Origin of the sequence: Flavobacterium sp. (genome assembly GCF_043722275.1) — a bacterium.
Classification (GTDB): domain Bacteria; phylum Bacteroidota; class Bacteroidia; order Flavobacteriales; family Flavobacteriaceae; genus Flavobacterium.
Genome location: NZ_JAYSPC010000184.1, coordinates 18,715 through 39,646 on the forward strand (window position 1 = coordinate 18,715; position 20,932 = coordinate 39,646).

Consider the following 20,932-nt stretch of genomic DNA (forward strand, 5'->3'; position numbering starts at 1 on the left):
CAAATTAACATATTTTTGTGATTTTTCTCTTTAAACCAAAAGCTACATTTGCCGTCTAAAGAGTAAATGAAACCAAAAATAAAAATGAAACAAATTAAATTTGCTGCATTGCTTGTATTTTTTCTTACAAGTTTTTACAATTATGCACAACAAGTACCACCTGCCGGAAACAAAGTAAAAGTTACCGGAAAAGTTTTAGAAAAAATAAGTAAACAACCACTTGAGTACGCTACAATTTCGATTACTGCGCCAAATGATACTAAAGTCATTGCCGGCGGAATCACCAATCCAAAAGGTGAATTTGAAGTAGCCGTTGCTCCGGGAACTTATGATATAAAAGTTGAGTTTATTTCGTTTAAATCGACTCAAATCAAAGCAAGAAATATTCAGGGCGACACTAATTTAGGCGTTGTTAATTTATCTGAAGATGCTGCACAATTAAATGAAGTTGTAATTCGTGCCGAAAAATCGACAGTAGAAATAAAACTGGACAAAAAAGTTTACAATGTTGGTCAGGATATGATGGTAAAAGGCGGAACTGTCAGTGACGTTCTTGACAACGTTCCATCGGTTTCTGTGGATACTGAAGGAAATGTAAGTTTAAGAGGAAGTGATAATATCCGAATTTTAATTGATGGAAGACCATCAAACGCTATTAATGTTGCCGAAGCTTTACGCCAGCTTCCAGCAGATGCAATTGATAAAGTTGAAGTTATTACCAATCCATCAGCACGTTATGATGCTGAAGGAGGTTCAGGAATCATCAATATTATTCTTAAAAAAGGAAAAAATCAAGGTTTAAACGGAACTTTTATTGCCTCAACAGGACTTCCTGAAACTTACGGAGTAAGTGCCAATTTGAATTACAAAACCGAAAAGTTCAACTACTTTACTACCGCAGGATATAATTACAGAACAAATGAAGGTCATGGTTTAACCAACTCTGAATATTTTAATCCGGATGGAACAACTAAAAGTTTCTTAGACGAAGATCGTGATACAAAAAGAACTTCAGACGGATTTAACGGAAGAGCAGGTATTGAATGGACTGTTGCTCCAAATACTTTTTGGACAAATGCCATCAATTACCAAAAAAGTTCAGGTGATACAAGAGACTTAATCAATTATAATAATTTTGATGCAGGTCATGCTTTCACAGGAACATCTTATCGTTTAAACAACGGAGATACAGGAAGTGAAAATGTAGAATATACATCCAATTTAATCAAAAACTTCAACGATAAAGGACACAAACTTACTGCCGATTTATCTGTTTCAAGAAATACAGATGACAGTAATAGTTTAATTACAGCAACTGACGATTTCAACAATACGTTAAACAATCAGGTTCAAAAACAAGTTCAATTGCAAGCTGATTATGTTTTACCATTAGGAAAAGGAAGCCAGTTTGAAGCTGGATACAAAGGTAGTTTTGGTGATTTGAACAATGAATATTACGTTCTTGATAGTCAACGCGCAGCACTTCCTAATTTATCAAATACACTTGAATACAAAGAAAATATTAACGCTCTTTATACCTCATATGGTTTCAAAGTAAATAAGTTTTCATATTTATTTGGTTTACGTTGGGAAGACACAAATATTCAGGTAAACCTATTAGATACAAACGATTTCAATACTAAAAAATACAACAACTTGTTTCCAAGTGCGTTCATTAGCTATGAAATTTCAGATCAAAGTAACTTTACTGCGAGTTATAGTAAACGTTTATCAAGACCTAGAGGTCGTTTTATGAATCCGGCGGTAAATTACTCCAGTAATATCAATATTTTTCAGGGAAATCCTGATTTAGATCCCTCTTTGACAGACAAATATGACATTGGCTTTATCAAACGTTGGGACAAAGTAACTTTTAATACCTCAGCTTATTTTGAAGATACAAAAGACGTTTTCAGTTTTGTAAGATCTCCTACAGGCGATAATGTAAACGGAATTCCTGTTATTTCAAGCCGACCAATAAACTTAGGAAAAGAGCAAAAATTTGGTTTTGAATTTACTTTAAATTATACTCCGTTGAAATGGTGGAAATTAAACAGTAACTTCAATTTTTACAACGTAAAAACAACTGGAGAAAATACTTATACAGATGCAAATGGTTTACTGGTAGTTCAAAATCTTGACAATCAGGCAAATTCATGGTTTGCCAGAATCAACTCAAAAGTAACCTTACCATACAAAATTGACTGGCAATTAACAGCAATGTATAATGGAGAACAAAAAACAGCTCAAGGTAAAAACTTAGGTCAGTTTGGTATGAATACCGCTTTAAGTAAAGATGTTTTAAAAGATAAAGCAACAATTGCATTCAATATTAGTGATGTTTTCAACTCAAGAATCATGAAGTCATATACTTATCTTGAAAACCAAACTTCTTATGGTGAAATGCAATTCCGTAAACGTCAGTTTAATTTATCATTTACTTATCGTTTTAACAAAGCGAAAAGTGAAAGAGATAAAAACGCAGCACCTAAAAATGAAAATGGCGGTGATGGCGGAGGAGAATTTCCTGGATAACATAGATTAAAATTTCAATAAAAAAATTCCAAATTCCAATTTATAAAACTTAAAAATTAAGTTCAAGAATTGGAATTTGGAATTTTTCATTTTTGGAATTTGATTTTCTTTTATTGGAATTTATTTTAATTTTTAGCATAAAAAAAAGGACTCGTAAAACGGGTCCTTTTTTTATGAAATCAATTTAATATTTAATTGATTGTTCTTGTCTTTTCTTTGCTCTTTTCTCTTTGATCAATTCCCAACTAGCTCCCGTAACCCAATAAGATACGAAACCAACTAAAAAAAACATCAACCAAAATCCTATCGTTAGAACGGTCAAGAAAAGTAAAAAACCTAAGTACTGTGAAAATTCAAACATGTTTTCCGGAATTTTTGAATGTAAGCACAAATGTATGTTTTATATTTTTCCTTAGCAATAAAATCCAAATCAATTTTCATAAAATCACAATTATCCGTATATTTAAACTCATTTTAAATAAGGATTTTTTCGATTATTATTCAACTAACTAAATCACAATAATATGAGGTTTTTTAAGGAGCTATTTCCCGCTATCCGTTACAATCTTTTCTGTTTTTAAAGAAAAAACACAAAAGGATTTTCACTACTATCGGGGCTAGGGATTCCATTTTCAGAATAAGTTTCAGCTAAAAAAGTAAAAATCCGTTTTAATCAGCGCTTTTACAAAGTAAATCTGCGTTATCCGCGTTCCATTTCATCACAAACATTTTACAAATTACATATAACTTTTTACATACTATAACATGAAATACAGAATAGAAAAAGACACGATGGGCGAAGTTCAGGTTCCAGCCGATAAATATTGGGGAGCTCAAACAGAACGATCAAGAAATAACTTCAAAATTGGACCATCGGCATCCATGCCCGAAGAAATCATTGAAGGTTTTGCTTATCTTAAAAAAGCTGCCGCATACGCCAACGCAGATTTAGGTGTATTACCTGCCGAAAAAAGAGATGCAATTGCAGCCGTTTGCGATGAAATCCTTGCCGGACAATTAAAAGATGAATTTCCATTGGTGATTTGGCAAACAGGTTCAGGAACCCAAAGCAATATGAACGTAAACGAAGTTGTTGCCAATCGTGCGCAAGTTTTAAAAGGTTTCAATATTGGCGAAGGCGAACCGTTTATAAAAGCCAATGATGATGTGAATAAATCACAATCATCAAACGATACATTCCCAACAGCAATGCATATTGCAGCTTATAAAGTGATAATTGAAACCACCATTCCGGGAATCGAAAAATTACATGCAACTTTATCAGCAAAAGCTGCGGAATTTAAAGAAGTTGTAAAAATTGGACGTACGCATCTTATGGATGCAACGCCATTAACTTTAGGACAGGAAATTTCAGGTTATGCCGCCCAATTATCTTTCGGATTAAAAGCACTTAAAAATACTTTAGCGCATTTATCTGAAATCGCTTTAGGCGGAACCGCCGTTGGAACCGGATTAAATACTCCAAAAGGATACGACGTAAAAGTTGCGGAATATATTGCAAAATTTACCAATCTTCCTTTTGTTACTGCCGAGAATAAATTCGAAGCGTTGGCGGCACACGACGCAATTGTTGAAACACACGGAGCGTTGAAACAATTGGCTGTTTCTTTAAATAAAATAGCGAATGATATCAGGATGCTAGCTTCAGGACCACGTTCCGGAATTGGAGAAATCCATATTCCCGAAAACGAACCGGGATCTTCAATTATGCCCGGAAAAGTAAATCCTACGCAATGTGAAGCTTTAACAATGGTTTGCGCACAAGTTATAGGAAATGATATGGCAATTGCCATTGGCGGAATGCAGGGACATTATGAATTGAATGTTTTTAAACCTGTTATGGCAGCAAATTTCCTGCAATCGGCACGATTATTAGGAGACGCTTGTGTTTCATTTGACGAACATTGCGCTCAGGGAATTGAGCCAAATTACAAACGCATCAAAGAATTAGTAGACAATTCATTGATGTTAGTTACCGCTTTAAACACAAAAATAGGATATTATAAAGCAGCCGAAATTGCTCAAACTGCTCACAAAAACGGAACTACTCTTAAAGATGAAGCCGTTCGTTTAGGTTATGTAACTCCAGAAGATTTTGACGCCTGGGTAAAACCTGAGGAAATGGTTTAAATTAATTGTGAATTATTAATGGTAATTATTAATTCATGTTTGATCTAAAAAAGGGTTTTATAAAAGTTTAAACTTTTATAAAACCCTTTTTTTAATAATATTGGTCATCTTCTACAAAGGAGAAATCTCATCCAGAAACTCACTGTGTGGATTCAGCAAATGTGATTTCTCCTTCGTCGAAATGACATAAATTAATAATTTATAATTCACAATTAATAATTATTCCCAGTCTACATAATCCTGCAAATAACTAAATCTGTCCGTTAATTTTCCGTTTTCGGTAATTTTGGCGCGTTGAAGGATTCCGTCTTTATCTCCATTGAAGAAAGCAGGAATTACATATTCCATAAATTGTTCACCAAAACCTTCGCTGGCATCTTTAGGAATTTCACACGGCAAATTATCAACTGCCATTACCACAACAGAAGCCGGATGAAAAACCTCAACTTCCCTGTCTTCTAAAGGAAAATAACCATATATAGGTTCCTCAATTGTTGAAGAGCGCAAAGTACAAGCAATTGGACCTTTTACATCACATGAAATATCTGCAACCACTTTTAATTTACAATCGCTGGCATTCAGCATTTCTCTGGTCAAAATCATTGGCGCTCCTGTCCCGTAAAAATGTCCTGCAAAATAAATATCTGAAACTTTAGTGAACTTTTCGAAATCAGAAACATATGCTTCAGGATTTTCAATAAAATCTTTAAAATCTAAAACCTCACCGTCTGTTCGTTTATTGTATTCTAAAACATCTAATTGAACATAAACTGGTTGTGTATAATTTTTGGTTAAATAATTCTCAACCGTAATTTCTTTTATTTTTATTGCGTCCAGAATTTCTTTTGCTCCGCTCCCAACTTTTCCGGTTCCGGTAAGTACAAATTTTAATGCCGGTAAATTAATTCGTTTCAAATGCATGATTAAGGCATCTTTACCGTCAAGAGTTTCTGCTTTTGGCAATTTAAACAATTCGAATTTTATTCCAAACGCCCGAATTCCGTTATAAACACCAACCATTCCGGCATATTTTCCAAAACCAATTAAACGACGGTTTTGATCATCAACAATAGTTTCATGATCATATAAATCGATGTTTTTTTCCAGAATTGCTTTTAACAATTTCTGATTATAAGGTTGTTTCTTAATCGTATGCGAAAAAAAGAAATACGCTTTATTTGGAATCAAATTTTCTATAGGAACTTCTTTTACTCCAAATAAAACATCAGAGTTAGAAACATCATCGGTCACGGTAATTCCCAGACTTTTATATTGAACATCAGAAAAAATCCTAATATCTGAACTTTCTACCTCAACGATTGCATCGCTATACGTTTGTTTTAGTTTTGCAAGTTCATTTGGTGAAAATACAACACGTCTGTCAGGTGGATTTTTCCTTTCTTTTATAATTCCAAATTTCATTTATATCAGATTAAAATAATTATTAATATAACTTTTACAACTCTATTTGTTTCAAATATAACAAATTTAGTTAAAGTTTTGTTGTTAAAATACATTTTAGAATACTTTAAAACCGTTAAAAGCTGACAAACAATCAACTAATTAAACAATGTCTTAAAATTTTGTTAAATCAGGCTTTTAATTTATTAAAAAAAGACAAAACATAAATATTGAATTCTATATATTTGTTTTTAAAGAATGATGAAAATGAGCCTCCTTAAAAAAACAAATATACCACAAATACTTTTCTCACTACTAGTTTTAAGCTCTTGTGGTAAAGACAAAAAAATACAAACAGATACTATTGCTGAAGTCGAAGATACTTTGCCTAAAATGAAACCGTTAGGTCCTGAAGCTAAAGTTTCGCAAGCCTATATAAATTCAGTAACAGGAAGAATAAATCACTTTTATGTTAAAAACTGGCCTAACAATACTATGAACGGAAGTTTTTTAGTGGCAAAAAACGGCCAGATTATTTTTGAGCGATATAATGGTTTTGCAAATAAAAACGAAGGAACTAAAATTACGGCAGAAACATCTGTGCAAATTGCTTCGGTGAGCAAAGTTTTGACCGCAACAGCGGTTTTAAAATTAGTAAATGTCGGTAAAATTGATTTAGATCAGAAAGTAAATACAATTTTAAAAACATTTCCTTACGAAGATTGTACTATCAGAATGCTTTTGAGCCATCGCAGCGGAATGCGGAATTATGCTTATTTTACGGATCACGATAAATCAGTTTGGGACAGACATAATCAGCTCACCAATAAAGATATTTTAGAAATACTAGCTACTAAAGATGTTGGTCTGGAAGCAAAAACAGGAACTCGTTTTAGTTATTGCAATACAAATTATGCAATGCTGGCGCTGGTTATTGAAAAAATTACCGGTTTAAAGTATAAAGAAGCAATGTCTGAAATGATTTTCAAACCATTAGGAATGACGCATACTTATGTTTTTGACAATGATAAGGACAGAAAAGAGATTGTTCCTTCATATAAAGGTAATGGTGTAGAAATTGGTTTTGATTATCTGGATAATGTTTACGGTGATAAAAACATATTTTCAACTGTTAGGGATCTTTTAAAATTTGACAGGGCGAGAAATGCTCCGGGGTTTTTGAAACCGGAATTATTAAAACAAGTTTATACGGGCTACAGCAACGAAAGAAAAGGTGCGAAAAATTACGGTCTTGGCATCAGAATGATCAATTGGGATTCAGGTCAGAATTATTATTTTCATAACGGTTGGTGGCATGGTAATACCTCATCGTATATTCCGCTTCAAAAAGAAAATGTTACCATTATTGCCTTATCAAACAAAATGACGACAAAAACTTATGCTGTTCGTAAACTGGCTCCTATTTTTGGTGATTATCCGTTTGTTTTTAAAGATGAAGAATAATATTATTTTTCTGAAAAATTTATTACAAACATAAGTTCAAATAGTATAAATTTGCAAACTCATTTTTGGGGTCGACTGGTTTTGACAGCAAGTCGAATTGGAAAGTAAGCACGTCGAGCATTGAGACCTTGCTCGTAAATATAAGATCTTACAATTTTACACGGCGAAAATAACTACGCTTTAGCTGCATAATCTGAATTACAGTAAGATTAGCCACGTCCCTATTAGATAGGGAAGCTGGATTCTCCTTGAAAGCCTTGGTTTGTGGCGGTCAGTCCAGGAGAACCGTAAAAATAAACCTAGATTTCCATGAGCTTCGGGTGGATTTCGAAATTAAGAAGATAAGTGTTGAGTGGTTGTTCCTGACCTAGCTCAATAACGAAAATCCAATCAGGAAATAAACGTGTAGAAAGCTCTTTAGTTGCTTGTTTGGACCCGAGTTCGATTCTCGGCGACTCCACTTGACGGGATGATTGAAAAATCATCCCGTTTTTTTTGATATATCAACAATCCTTTTCCTTTATTTTCAAGCGGTTAGCAGAAAAAATATCGATCATTGTAGGTGTTGTATTTAAACTGAAAAATGCAAAAAGCTTCTGTCACCACAACAGAAGCTTTAAATCTAACAACTAAATAAACTAATGAATCATTAAAACTGCTTTTTTTATTTTGAAAACTCAACTGTTGTCAGCTTTTGCCAACCACCACGAGTGAAATCAGGAATTTCAACGGGAGCTGAATTGTGATCTAATGAAATTTCTGTTAACGGACTTAAACATGACCATTCGGCCAAATCATAAACATCCATGTCTAACGGAAGTCCTTGTTGTAAACAATGGAACATGCGATAATCCATTATAAAATCCATTCCGCCGTGACCGCCAACTTTTTTGGCCATTTCTTCAATATCTTTTACAATTGGATTTTTGTATTTCTCCATTAATATTTTCTTCACATCTTCAGATACAAATTCCTCGGCATTCAGATTTTGATAATCTTTTGAAATTTCGGCTCCGGCTTCTTTCGCATCTATTGCATATCCTTCAACCGGATATTTATTGGCAAAACCTTTAGTTCCTGTCAACTGATACATTCTGCTGTATGGTCTGGGACTTGTAACATCATGCTGAATCTGGATTGTTTTCCCTTTTTCGGTACGAATCATGGTCATCGTGTGATCTCCATTTCTGAAATCAGTTACCACTTCGCCTGTTTTTTCTTTGATGAAAGCCGGATTTCCAACAGCTTTCGTATCCATAGAAACCAGGAAATTCATTTTATCGCCTCTGTGAATGTTCAACGCCAGACAGGCTGGTCCCATACCGTGAGTTGGGTAAATATCGCCTCTGTGTTTTCGGTTGTAATCCATACGCCAGTTGTTCCAATACTCGTTCCAGTAAGGCTGTAAACCATGAATATACGAACCTTCGGCATGCAGAATTTCTCCAAACAAACCTTGCTGAGCCATATTTAATGTTGTTAATTCAAAGAAATCATAGACACAGTTTTCAAGCATCATACAGTGTTTACGTGTTTTTTCGGAAGTATCAATAATATCCCATATTTCTTTCATTGTTAGAGCGCCAGGTACCTCAACTGCAACGTGTTTTCCGTCTTTCATGGCCTGAACGGCAATGCTTGCATGATGTTTCCAGTCGGTTACTATATAAACCAGATCCACATTTTTTAGTGCCGTTACTTTTTTCCAAGAATCTTCTCCAAAAAATGCTTCTGCTTTTGGCATTCCATGTTTTACTAAGGTATCATTTGCTGCTTTTGTTCTGTCTTCCATTATATCGCAAATTGCAACAATTTCTACTCCCGGAATATGTATAATACGTCCTACAGCACCGGTCCCGCGCATTCCTAAACCTATAATAGCCACATGAACCACCGGAATTGCAGGTGTCGCCAAACGCAATACATCGGTTTGTCCTTTGTCTCTTTTGGGTGCTTTTGTTTTTATCATTTGCGCAGATACATCACAAATTCTCAATAGCAAAAATGCTATTAGTAAAAATTTTAAACTGGAACTTTTCATTTTTTTTTATTTAAATATAATTTATTGAGGTGAGTTACTCGTCATTATTTGTTTGCTTATACTTTTATATAAGTCTTGTTTTTGTGCATGTACCAAAGTATGAAATAAAGGATTCCGAAACCGGCTAAATCGCAAAATGCATCATAATAAGCTCCTGTAAATTGCTCAAAACCAAAGAAAATTTGTTTGGCGATCAAGGAGAAATTTAAAACATGCGAACCCACATAGGCCGCGATGGCATTAAGGCCAATAACCCGAAACGGATAAGCCCATTTTGTATATCCTTTTACATCTACAAGCCAATAGAATAAAGCTAATAAAACAAAGCTTATTCCGGATGAGAATATTACAAATGAACTCGTCCATATTTTTTTAATAATGGGGTGCCATAATCCTATGACTAGCGATAATAGTATTCCGGCTATGCCAATAAGAACAAGATACTGCGCTATTTTTTTTCTTGATAAAGAAGAAAGCAGCAATTCTCCGGCAAATAATCCTGACATGGTTGTAGCCGTGAATCCTAAGCCTGTTAATAACCACGAATATTGTGTCTGGTCATAGAAACGACCAAAAACGTGCTGGTCAATATAAATAGGAAGGTTTTTATTGGGTAATAATTCAAAACTATGCCCGAAGAAATTTAGTATAGATAACAATACTGCATATAGAATAAGAAAGAATATGAAGAATATATATCTTCCTTTTTTTGATAGGTTAAGATAGGCGATGCTTGAGAATAAATAACCTACAGCAATTGCCTGAAGTGTGTTACTGAATATTTGAAATTTCGAAAGATCTAAAAATAGCAGATTTCCCTGAACAATCCATCCTAAAATAAACAGAATTACAAATCGTCTGACTATATGTGCATATACTTTACGGTCTGATCCTGATTCCGTACTTCTTTTTCCTAAAGAAAAAGGAATAACGACACCTACCACAAACAGAAATAAGGGCATTATAACATCATACAAATGAAATCCAATCCATTCCGGATGCTCAAACTGGTCGGCCAAAGTCTTTGTGAAATTGGTTTTGGCCGCTGTATTTAAATTGTAAAAAAAGCGGTCTGCCACTATTATCATTAATAAATCAAATCCTCGTAGAACATCTACAGACATTAATCGGTTATGGGCTATGATTTTATTCATCTTTGATCTTTATATATTCTTTTTTAATTGGAATTTCATTGAAAATAATTCCAGGTATCTTTTCTTTTTCTTAAATCAAAAATACCCGGAACTAATTCTAAATATATTGAATCGATAGCTTATGCCATTAGACTTATAAAAAATTAAATTTTCAAAACAATTTTTCTAATGGCATATTTTGACCGGCTATCGACGACAAACTACAATTGAAGTGTAGAGAACTTTGGCCCTTCAGGAAAGTTTGCAACGGCTGCCCATCCTGAGGTCATTTCGGTAATTGCAATACCAATTGAGCTTCCTAAAGTTCCTAATTGCGATTTCGGAATACTAAATTCCATTGCATTTGTGGTATCATTAAGGCTAACAATTCCTGAAGCTTTTAGGTTTACTCCGGAACCTGCAATTCCAGCCCAACCCCAACCTCCGTTAGGATCTGTATGGTTGTAAAATTGTCCCCAGCCATCAGTTACAACCGGTCCTTCGAATAAAAATTCAGCGCCGGAACCTTCTGGCCAGTTACTGTGTAAAAATCCGGTTTTTGTATTGCCATCTGTGTTGATATACATATCTACCAATTCCATTAGCATTTTTTTATTTCCTTCTAAATACACGTTTACATTTGGACCTCCAGCCCAAATTTTAATTTTTTGGATAGAACCGTTTCCTGATGTATTTTGGTCTGTAACCGCTACATCGTCCCAATCTGTAAACTTACCGTCAATTTTAATGTCTATAATTATAATTCTAGGTGCCGTTATGGTTTTGGTAATAAAAGATTCTTCGCCGGCATCGTTTGTAACAGTTAGTGAAACTTTAATTTCTCCTCCTATTTTATACGTATAAACAGGATCTTTATCGTTTGAGAGATAATAAAGATCTCCAAAATCCCATCTGTATTTTGTACCATTTGTAGAAAGATTGGTAAACGTAAAAGTGCTTCCGTCATTTGTAAATGAAAAATCGGCTAGGGGTTTTGTTGCTGAATCCGAAGACGCGCTGTCGCTCGAACAAGCTGTTACCAATAACAACGCCATCAGGATTGTCAGGTATTTGGTTATTTTTATTTTTTTCATGGTTTTTGGTTTAAATGTTTTTATAACTATTTAATGATAACCGTTTGTGATAATTTATTGAATCCTGTAGCTGTTTCCCATAAACCTGTATTGGCAAGACGAATAGCATAATCAGGTCTTTCACTTAATTTTGTTGAGCTGTCTTCTATTTTCAATAGCAACTCATAAGTGCCTGCAGGAATCTCTGATAAACTCACAGATTCTTTTATTTCGTAGGATACTTTTGGCACTACTTTTCTAACATCAAAGCTTAGTTTTTTCTTGTAAACTGTTCCGTTTACTGTTGCTCTAAGAATCAAATAGGCATTTTTCGGATTATAAACCGGAGCAAAACCAGAATTGTTAATCAATGCATTGAATTCTAAAGTTCCGTTTAATGCGGCTTCTTTTTTTACACTTGAAGTTGCCAATGCCAATCTGTAACCCAGTTTTCTTTCAAAATCTGTAAAACAGTTATTGTTTCTCCATTCCTGCAAAACGGGACCATAATAATCAAGATTCAAATAGGTCCATTTTAGCATTGTCATTTCTTTTTCGGCAATGCTGCAACTTGCAACGGGAACATCTGTTGGCGGACATGTTTCGCCTCCTGTTGGGACAAAAAGGGCTTCATTACTAATATATGTTTTTTCGGCTGTAACGTTTATGTAAGTGCCGTAATCATCAACACTTGCCATAAAACAATCATTATGAAAACCTAAACGCGCCGTGTTCGAAGTTCCGTACCCTACGCTTGCATCTATAGCGGTCGTAGTTGCTACGTAATCTTGTTTGATTTTTGGCGTTCTCACCTGAATTTTGACTTCTTTTGGAAAAGTCTCTAACAGTTTATCTAATATTATTTTTTTATTCGCCGGTGTAGTAAGTTGGTTTGTAGTGTAATACCATTCTCCCCAAGCTCCAATAAAACCTGCCTGAACAAAAGCAATGACATCTTTGTTCTCTTCCAAAATTGGTTTTAACTGATCTAAATGTCCTGAAATTATCGCCACAGAAGCATCTGAACCATCCTGGGCATCTGTATAGGCAAAACGCAAAACACATTTTAAACCCGATTCTCTCAATCTGGTAAAATCAGTTTTTATAAGATCTAATTGTGTTTGGCTTAGGGCTGTGGTTTTGAATTTCTCTAAATAATACAAGCGCAAAATAAGGCTTACATTTTCTTTTTTTAAATTATTCAAAGATGCTGCTGTCATTGCTGCTCCTTCAGAATTAACTTGCCAGGTGTGCATAAATCCACGTTCCGGATTTGCAAAGACATCATTAGATACTGTATAAGTAACCTTTTCCGGATTACTTGTTTCGTCATTATTGCTTCCGCCATCACTCTGACAGCTTGATGCAAGATTCAGAAATAAACAAAATACTAGTAATAAATGTTTCATTTTTTTTATAATTAAATTATCTGATTCCTTCTTTTTTCATTCACAAAAGTGATCTCCTTCTTAAAAAGAAATTAATTATATCCGGGATTCTGAATAAATTTCCCTTTTCCTTCGCTTATTCTTTCTAATGAAAAAGGAAATAATGCCTTGTAAGGAGCGCTTTGACTTGCTGAACCGTTTAAGGAAAGTGCATGTTCTGTAAATTTTCCATGTCGGATTAAATCTGAACGGTATTGTCCGTTTTCACACCAATATTCGTGGGATCTTTCTAAGAGGATCATAGTATTAAAATTTGCCAGAGTTGCATAATCTGCTAGTTTAACTTCACTAATTTTAGCTCTTCTTCTCACTATATTTACCAGATCAATTGCTTCTTGTGTAGGGGTTCCTGTTTTGTTTGCCAAAGCTTCTGCTTTTGATAATAATACATCGGCATAACGGTATACAATTATATCTACGGTAGTCAAAGCTGTAGTTCTGGCCGCATCAGGATTAATTTTTAACGGAATTGGTCCTAATTGCATATAATTAGCCGGATTTTGTCTGTTGTAAGTAATGCCATCTGTACCTGTAAACTCAGCAATTAAAGCCGTTTTACGAATATCGGTTGCTTCAAACGAATCATAAAAAGTCCATGAACTCTGAATAGTTCCATAACCGCCACGTCCCGGAAAATTAGCTGGTAATACCATCAATTGCCACTGATTTTCGCTGGTTCCTGCGTAATCTGCCGGAACTGCCCAAATTACTTCTTTACTGCTAACAGGGGCTTTTACATCCCATAAGCCAACATAATTTTCTTCTAAACCATAGTAGTTCATGGCCATAATAGCAGTGGCTTGTGTCTCTACATCTGCCCATCTTTTTTCGTGCAAATACAATCTGATCAATACCATTCTTGCCATTCCGCTGCTAAATCTTCCGTATTGCGTTTCTGCTGGAGATTTCAAATTTTCGGCAGCAGCTTTTAGATCATTCTCAATAAAGCTTACCATATCAGCATTCGAAAGTCTTGCCAGAGGTTCTTCTTTAAGCGGATTTTGAAGTACCTCAAGGGGAGCCACTACAAGAGGACCATACAAGTCAAAAAGTTCGTAAGCCAGTAATCCGCGGGCACATTTAATCTCGGCAATAGCCTGTTTTTTTATCAAATCATTTACTTTTGATTTTTCGATTCTGTCGATGCTCAAAGTCATACCGCTTATCTTATTATAAAACACATCATAAAAACGTGTAAAACCAGTCGAAGTGGCTTTATAATTATGCAACGATGCTTCTTGCTGAACTCCGTAAGGTCCCTGAAGAATTTCGGTTGTAGCGTCTAACATAAACATTAATCCGTTTTCTGAAGTAGAATGAATTCCACTTCCGTAAGAACCTCTTAAAGGATAATATGCCGAAGCTACTATTGCCTGAATATCTGCCTCTGAACTGGGAAAAATACTTGGATTAATCTCATCGTAATTGATAGATTCCAGATCCTGGCTACATCCAGAGAAAACCAGTAATAGCAAAACTATTGTATAATTTTTTAAATTTTTCATATCTTTTTTCTTAAAACTTAAGGTCAACTCCTACTGTGTATGTTTTTACATTGGGATACGCTGCTGCATAACCATCTGTTTCAGGATCGATACCATCATATTTGGTAATGGTAAAAAGGTTTTGTCCATCTAGTCTGATAGCGGCACCCTGCATGTATTTGCCAAACCATTTCTTTGGGAAATTATAGGTTAGCGATACGCTTTGCAAACGCACAAATGAAGCTTCCTGCAAAAAGAAATCACCGGATCCGTATTGTGTATAACCAAAGTTTGATCCCGGACGTGTATTTGTTGGATTATCAGGCGTCCATCTGTTGTAGATATTTGTTGTGGCATTTCGTCCGTTTTGTGCTACTCCTACCGCAGTTACGCCATAAGCGAAATCAGTTCTGTCGATAATTTTTCTTCCAAACATTCCGTTGAACTGAAAATTCAATTGAAAATTTTTCCAGATAATCGTATTGCTTAAACCTGCTACAAAATCAGGATCTGATGAACCTTGTAATACATAATCTGCATCGTCAATTTTACCATCAGCAATCCCGGTTCTTAAGAATGTTCCTTTTTCATCCGTGACAGGATTTCCGGCAGCATCTCTAACGAAACCATTAACGTCCTTGATCTTTATTTGTCCGGGATATAAATCAGGTTGTGCCGGAACTACCTCTCCTATTTGCATAACTCCATCAGCAATTTGATAATAATTAGCACGAACAGGATCGTTGTAACTTTCATAAACTCTGGGTTTCCAGTCTGGAGATCTTTCTTTCCAGTTTGTTTTAAATCTTGAATAAGTAAAAGTACTTCTCCACTTTAAATTAGGACGATCAATATTTACGGTACTTACTGTAAGTTCTAATCCTTTGCTTTGTGTACTACCAACATTAGCCCAAACGGTATTTATTTCGTGGTAACTATTAATAGGTTTAAGCATTAATAAGTCTGAAACTACTCTGTCGTAAATTTCAAAGGAACCTGAAACTCTTTTATTGAATATTTCAAAATCAAGACCTAAATTTTTCTCTGTGGTAGTTTCCCATTTCAAATCAGGGTTTTCAAGTCTGGAAGGAAATACCCCAATCAGGATCGATTCATCTGCATTTAGATAAGCGGGCTGTGCATAAAAAGCTCCAAAAGCGCTTCCTCCAATTTCAGCATTACCAGTTTGTCCGTATCCAAATCTAAATTTAAGCTGCGAAACATAATTCGTAATACCGCTCATAAATGATTCCTGAGACACATCCCAACCTACTGCAATTGAAGGAAACAATCCGTATTTATTATTTTTGGCAAATACACTCGCACCGTCACGACGTATGGTCGAAGTCAACATGTATTTGTCTTTGTATGAATAATTAAATCTGGTAAAATAAGAAATAAAGTTATTCTCGTTTTTTGATGAAGAGGTTAATTTTGTTCCGGCTCCGGCATTCATATTATTCCATAAAAATGAATCGGTAATAAAGTTACTGTTTCCCAGAGCTGCGGTTTCATTTCTATAAGTTTGTTGAGAATATCCAACCATTAAACCAAAAGTATTGTCTTCCAACAACTTTTTTGTGTAGTTTAGTGTAAAGTCAAATAAATCATCATTTTTTCTTTGTGTATTTATAGATGCTTTACCGTTTTCTAATGCTCCGTACAAAGTAGTTCTTGGCAAATAAGTGCTTCTGCTTGAATTTCCCTGATCAAATCCTGCCTGAAATCTGGCAGTTAAACCTTCTAATGGTTTTATTTCGGCATAAAAATTAGTAAGCGATCTGTCTACAATACCTTCATCTGAAATGGTAAGTAATGAATACGGGTTAGGTTCTAAGGCATTATCCGGATTGATAGGATAATTGCCAAACTCATCTATAGCCAGAATATTAGGTCCTTGTTGAATAGCAGATCTGATAATTCCGGAATTCTCGAATTGCGAAACTTCTTCGCGGGTAACAGGATTAAATTGTCCGCCTAATTGCGAGTTTTGATTTTTGATTCTGCTTTTGGTCATGTTCATACCAAAATTTACATAATCAGTCAGTTTTTGATCGATACTAAAATGCAGCGTAGTTCTTTTTATGCCTGAATTTTTAATCACACCATCCTGATCAAATAAGTTTCCTGACAAAAAGTATTTAGTCGACTTTGTTCCTCCTCGTAATGATAAATTATTTTGCTGAACCATTCCGTCTCTTGTTACCAGTGACAGCCAATCTGTCCCTTTTCCTGCATTTCTAATCTGCTCATCTGAGTATAATCTTTTGTACGGAATTCCATTAACCGGAGCAGCATTTGCCTCGTCTACAGTTTTTGAAGAATAAGGATACACTTTATTCACAAACTCCCAATTTTCTTTTGAAGCATCATTTCTTAATTGCATCCATTGTTTCAAATCCAAAACATTATAACTATCGTTGTATTTTTGATACGAATAAGAACCTGAATAATCGACTCTTACATCTCCTTCTTTTCCTTTTTTGGTTGTAATTAAAATTACTCCATTTGCAGCTCTTGCGCCATATATTGCAGTAGAACTGGCATCTTTTAATACCTCTATAGATTCGATATCATTTGGGTTAAAAGAATTCAGGATACCTTGTGTTCCTCCGTCATAACGATTTCCGGAACCGGGCTGCTCAAGATTCGTAATAGGAAAACCATCCACAACTACCAAAGGTTGATTACTGGCATTGATAGAACCGGCTCCACGAATCTGAATATTAAATCCACCTCCCGGCTGGGCACTATTTTGAGAAATTTGCAAACCTGCCACTTTACCTTCCAGGGCAGTCAGAACTGAAGGTGCAGAGGATAACGTCAATGATTCTCCTTTTACAGAAGAAATAGCCCCTAATACATTCTTCTTTTTCTGAGTTCCGTAACCTACAACAACTACTTCGTTCAGCGTTTTTGATGTTGGTACTAATGAAACTTTAAGGTTATTATTGTTTACTATTCCAACTTCTTTAGTTTCATATCCTACATAAGAAAATAATAAAGCGTCTATATTCGACGAAACGACAATAGTAAATGTTCCGTCAAAATCAGTTGTTGTACCTCTTGATGATCCTTTAGGAACTATGGTAACACCAATCATTGGCTGACCAAATTCGTCTAAAACAACTCCTTTGATGGTACTATCAGCTTCTGATTTTTTATTTATAATTTCCGATTTTTTGCCACTATCCAAGGATGTAGTCGCATTTACTTTAAAAACAGATATAAGGACTAGAACAGTAAATATTGTCTTTAAATTAAATTTTAATTCCTGATAGTTACCGTGGAGTAACTTGTTACTTTTTTTCATATTATTCTGGTTAGTTTAATGGTTAATCTAAAAAGCATACTTTGCGTCTATAAAAATGGTTAGGGATTTAAGAACGCAAAGCGAAAAGGTTCAGGCTATGTTTCTTTTGATTTCATGTTTTCTGGTTTTTTGGTTTTTTGGTTTTTTGGTTTTTGTTTTTTGTCTCGTTTTTGTTTGGTTATTTTTTTATTTTAATTCTACCCTTGCAGTTTATTTCCCTCACTTAAAATCAACTGCTTATCTAATCTGTTATTTGAATTCTAAAAATTTTATTTCCTTTTTTCAAATCTAAAAAATCATTATTCTCTTCAAAAAAGCACTTGAAAAAAAAGCTCATTTTGTACTTACTTTTGGCTAAACTAAATAATATTTTTTAATAAACAATAGTAAAACAGAAAAAATGTGTTCGTGCACATAAAAAAAGTGTTTTCGAACACATTTTTTAGAAAAAGTATTATTAAATTCTTACTTATTTTAAATTTATGTTGTGAATGAATCTAAAAATTTGTCAAAAAAAATAAATTTAATTTCACAAATTAGAGTATTTTATCTGATATTCATTTAATTAAAAAACACAATAAAAATTACTTTTTAATATATAAATCAGCACTTTAATGTTATTTTAAAACAAGATCTATATTTAACACCAGCGTCATTTTGATTACCAATTATAAGAAAGCCTGAATTTCAGAAATGAATTTTTCAGCTAATTCATCTGCTTTATTCTGCGTAATACTTTCCGTATAAATTCGGATAATGGGTTCTGTATTTGATTTTCTTAAATGCACCCATTTCTTCTCAAAATCTATTTTGACACCATCAATACAATTTGGTTTTTCATGACTAAATTTTTGAGCTATTTTTTGCAAGATTTCATCAACATCAATTTGCGGTGTCAATTCAATTTTGCTTTTGCTCATGTAATAATCCGGATAACTTTCGCGAAGCTTTTTACAGGAAATTTCAGCATTTGCCAAATGCGATAAAAACAATGCAACGCCTACTAATGAATCTCTGCCGTAATGTGCCGCCGGATAAATAATTCCGCCATTTCCTTCTCCCCCAATAATGGCATTTGTAGTTTTCATTAATTCAACCACATTTACTTCCCCAACCGCGCTTGCCTTATAAGTTCCGCCATGTTTTAGGGTAATATCTTTTAAGGCTCTTGAAGAAGATAAATTAGAAACCGTATTTCCTTTTGTTTTTCCCAAAACATAATCAGCACAGGCTACAAGCGTATATTCTTCGCCAAACATCGAACCGTCTTCACAAATAATAGCGAGCCGGTCAACATCAGGATCCACGACGATTCCAAAATTGGCATTTTCTTTTACTACCAATGCCGCAATATCCGTGAGATGTTCTTTTAAAGGTTCGGGATTATGAGGAAAATGACCGTTTGGTTCACAATATAATTTGACACATTCTACACCCAGTTTTTCTAACAAAGCCGGAATTGCAATTCCTCCTGTCGAATTTACTGCATCAACAACAACTTTAAATTTTGCTTTTTTAATCGCTTCAATATCAACCAAATTCAATTTCAAAACCTCCTCGATATGTCGGTTTATATAACCTTCTTTCTTTTCGTATTTTCCTAAATCATCAACTTCTGAAAATAAAAAATTTTCTTCTTCAGCGATTTTCAGGATTTTTTCTCCTTCAACAGCATTCAAAAATTCTCCTTTATTATTCAACAATTTCAAAGCGTTCCATTCTTTCGGATTATGGCTTGCAGTGATAATAATTCCACCGTCAACGCGATCTAATGTTACGGCAACCTCAACAGTTGGTGTAGTTGACAAACCAATATCTATGACGTTAATTCCCAACCCTGTCAGCGTATTAGCGACCAGATTACTAATCATTTCTCCCGAAATTCTGGCGTCTCTTCCTAAAATGATACTTAATGATGGATTCGGATTTTGTCCTTTGAGCCACATGCCATAGGCTGCGGCAAATTTTACGGCATTCACGGGAGTCAAATTTTCATTGACAATTCCCCCAATCGTGCCTCTTATTCCTGAAATTGATTTTATTAAAGCCATTTTTATTTTTAAATTAACCCGTTTGGGCGCAATTATTATTTTCTTTTTGCCACAGATTAGAAAGATTAAATGATTTTTTTTGCCCGAATTATTGCGAATTTAATTTGTGGCGAAAAAATGCAGCGTATAAAATGAGTACTAAAAAATTAACCGCAAAGTCAGCAAAGTTTTTACGCAAAGTTCGCAAGGTTGTTTGTAACTGAATTTTCAGTGCAAAGACCACGAAGCTTTGTGTGTAAAACAGTTTGTAATTTATTGCAGCATTTTAAAATATTTTAATTTGTGGTAATCTTCTATTTTTTACTACAGATTAAAAGGATTAAAAAAGATTTTTTTTGCCACGAATTATCGCCAATTTAATTTGTGGAATTTGTGGTTAAAAAATTAACAGCAAACTGCACAATCCTGATAGCTATAGAGATACGCAAAGTTCGCAAGGTTGTTTGTAACTGAATTTTCAGTGCAAAGACCACGAAGCTTTGTGTGTAAAAGAGTTTGATTTTTTTTTAATCCTTTTAATCTGTGGCTATGAACTTAGCGACTCAGCATCTCAGCAACTTAGAATCTCTAAAAATGCCATCTCACAAAGGCTTCCATTGCGGCATAACTCGCCAGACCCATTTGTTGGTAAACGGCTGCGGTTTCTGCATTTCTGTCTTCGGCTCTTTGCCAAAATTCCCTTGCATCTGTTCCCTGAAAAACAACACCATCTTTTTGTGATTGGTGTTTGAAAATTCCGTGACGTTTTGCCAATACCTGATCCGGACTCATGGGTACAGCCATTTCGACTTCGTCAATTCCCCATTCCTGCCAGGCTCCACGATATAACCATAACCAG

11 protein-coding genes, 1 other RNA gene and 1 pseudogene are annotated in these 20,932 nt (G+C 34.6%); 4 read left to right on the forward strand and 9 right to left on the reverse strand.

What is annotated here, in order from left to right; translation table 11 throughout:
* Nucleotides 1–84 precede the first annotated feature (84 nt).
* Together ACHZDT_RS21460 and fumC are read left to right on the forward strand one after the other, a co-directional pair.
* Nucleotides 85–2,535, forward strand: a complete 2,451-nt coding sequence (locus tag ACHZDT_RS21460) for a TonB-dependent receptor domain-containing protein (protein ID WP_394776746.1) — start codon at nt 85–87, stop codon at nt 2,533–2,535.
* A gap of 765 nt (nt 2,536–3,300) precedes the next feature.
* Entirely contained in the window at nt 3,301–4,686 is a 1,386-nt protein-coding gene (gene fumC, locus ACHZDT_RS21465; protein ID WP_394776747.1) for a class II fumarate hydratase, read from the forward strand.
* A 219-nt stretch (nt 4,687–4,905) separates the two neighbouring features.
* Here the strand turns inward: fumC and ACHZDT_RS21470 are convergent, their stop codons facing one another.
* On the reverse strand, nt 4,906–6,108 hold the full coding sequence (locus tag ACHZDT_RS21470) for an NAD(P)-dependent oxidoreductase (RefSeq protein ID WP_394776748.1): 1,203 nt from the start codon (nt 6,106–6,108) through the stop codon (nt 4,906–4,908).
* Between the two features lie 240 nt (nt 6,109–6,348).
* On the opposite strand from ACHZDT_RS21470, the gene ACHZDT_RS21475 reads away from it, so the two are divergent.
* Both ACHZDT_RS21475 and ssrA read left to right on the forward strand, forming a co-directional pair.
* Nucleotides 6,349–7,551, forward strand: coding sequence for a serine hydrolase domain-containing protein (locus ACHZDT_RS21475; protein ID WP_394776756.1), 1,203 nt, complete (start codon nt 6,349–6,351; stop codon nt 7,549–7,551).
* Between the two features lie 67 nt (nt 7,552–7,618).
* Nucleotides 7,619–8,014, forward strand: a transfer-messenger RNA (tmRNA) gene (ssrA, locus tag ACHZDT_RS21480).
* A gap of 201 nt (nt 8,015–8,215) precedes the next feature.
* Here the strand turns inward: ssrA and ACHZDT_RS21485 are convergent.
* The 8 genes and pseudogenes from ACHZDT_RS21485 to ACHZDT_RS21520 form a co-directional block, all read right to left on the reverse strand.
* The gene (locus ACHZDT_RS21485; RefSeq protein ID WP_394776749.1) at nt 8,216–9,592 is read right to left on the reverse strand and encodes a Gfo/Idh/MocA family protein; all 1,377 of its coding nucleotides are present in this window, start codon (nt 9,590–9,592) and stop codon (nt 8,216–8,218) included.
* Between the two features lie 56 nt (nt 9,593–9,648).
* Complete coding sequence (locus ACHZDT_RS21490) at nt 9,649–10,746, reverse strand: acyltransferase family protein (protein WP_394776750.1); 1,098 nt, start codon at nt 10,744–10,746, stop codon at nt 9,649–9,651.
* Nucleotides 10,747–10,946: 200 nt separating this feature from the next.
* On the reverse strand, nt 10,947–11,819 hold the full coding sequence (locus ACHZDT_RS21495; protein WP_394776751.1) for a PKD domain-containing protein: 873 nt from the start codon (nt 11,817–11,819) through the stop codon (nt 10,947–10,949).
* A 26-nt stretch (nt 11,820–11,845) separates the two neighbouring features.
* Complete coding sequence (locus ACHZDT_RS21500; protein ID WP_394776752.1) at nt 11,846–13,207, reverse strand: DUF4832 domain-containing protein; 1,362 nt, start codon at nt 13,205–13,207, stop codon at nt 11,846–11,848.
* 71 nt (nt 13,208–13,278) lie between these two features.
* Nucleotides 13,279–14,751 carry a RagB/SusD family nutrient uptake outer membrane protein gene (locus ACHZDT_RS21505; RefSeq protein ID WP_394776753.1) on the reverse strand — a complete coding sequence of 491 codons (1,473 nt, stop codon included), beginning with the start codon at nt 14,749–14,751 and terminating at the stop codon, nt 13,279–13,281.
* Nucleotides 14,752–14,761: 10 nt separating this feature from the next.
* Nucleotides 14,762–18,043, reverse strand: coding sequence for a SusC/RagA family TonB-linked outer membrane protein (locus ACHZDT_RS21510; protein WP_394776754.1), 3,282 nt, complete (start codon nt 18,041–18,043; stop codon nt 14,762–14,764).
* A gap of 668 nt (nt 18,044–18,711) precedes the next feature.
* Nucleotides 18,712–20,094 (reverse strand): phosphoglucosamine mutase, encoded by a 1,383-nt coding sequence (glmM, locus tag ACHZDT_RS21515; RefSeq protein WP_394776755.1) that lies wholly within the window; start codon nt 20,092–20,094, stop codon nt 18,712–18,714.
* Between the two features lie 567 nt (nt 20,095–20,661).
* Nucleotides 20,662–20,932: pseudogene (locus ACHZDT_RS21520) on the reverse strand (glucosamine-6-phosphate deaminase); the annotation flags it as partial.

Coding starts and splice junctions, on each gene's coding strand:
- ACHZDT_RS21460 (WP_394776746.1), top strand. CDS start 85: ATGAAACAAATTAAATTTGCTGCATTGCTTGTATTTTTTCTTACAAGT.
- fumC (WP_394776747.1), top strand. CDS start 3,301: ATGAAATACAGAATAGAAAAAGACACGATGGGCGAAGTTCAGGTTCCA.
- ACHZDT_RS21470 (WP_394776748.1), bottom strand. CDS start 6,108: ATGAAATTTGGAATTATAAAAGAAAGGAAAAATCCACCTGACAGACGT.
- ACHZDT_RS21475 (WP_394776756.1), top strand. CDS start 6,349: ATGAAAATGAGCCTCCTTAAAAAAACAAATATACCACAAATACTTTTC.
- ACHZDT_RS21485 (WP_394776749.1), bottom strand. CDS start 9,592: ATGAAAAGTTCCAGTTTAAAATTTTTACTAATAGCATTTTTGCTATTG.
- ACHZDT_RS21490 (WP_394776750.1), bottom strand. CDS start 10,746: ATGAATAAAATCATAGCCCATAACCGATTAATGTCTGTAGATGTTCTA.
- ACHZDT_RS21495 (WP_394776751.1), bottom strand. CDS start 11,819: ATGAAAAAAATAAAAATAACCAAATACCTGACAATCCTGATGGCGTTG.
- ACHZDT_RS21500 (WP_394776752.1), bottom strand. CDS start 13,207: ATGAAACATTTATTACTAGTATTTTGTTTATTTCTGAATCTTGCATCA.
- ACHZDT_RS21505 (WP_394776753.1), bottom strand. CDS start 14,751: ATGAAAAATTTAAAAAATTATACAATAGTTTTGCTATTACTGGTTTTC.
- ACHZDT_RS21510 (WP_394776754.1), bottom strand. CDS start 18,043: ATGAAAAAAAGTAACAAGTTACTCCACGGTAACTATCAGGAATTAAAA.
- glmM (WP_394776755.1), bottom strand. CDS start 20,094: ATGGCTTTAATAAAATCAATTTCAGGAATAAGAGGCACGATTGGGGGA.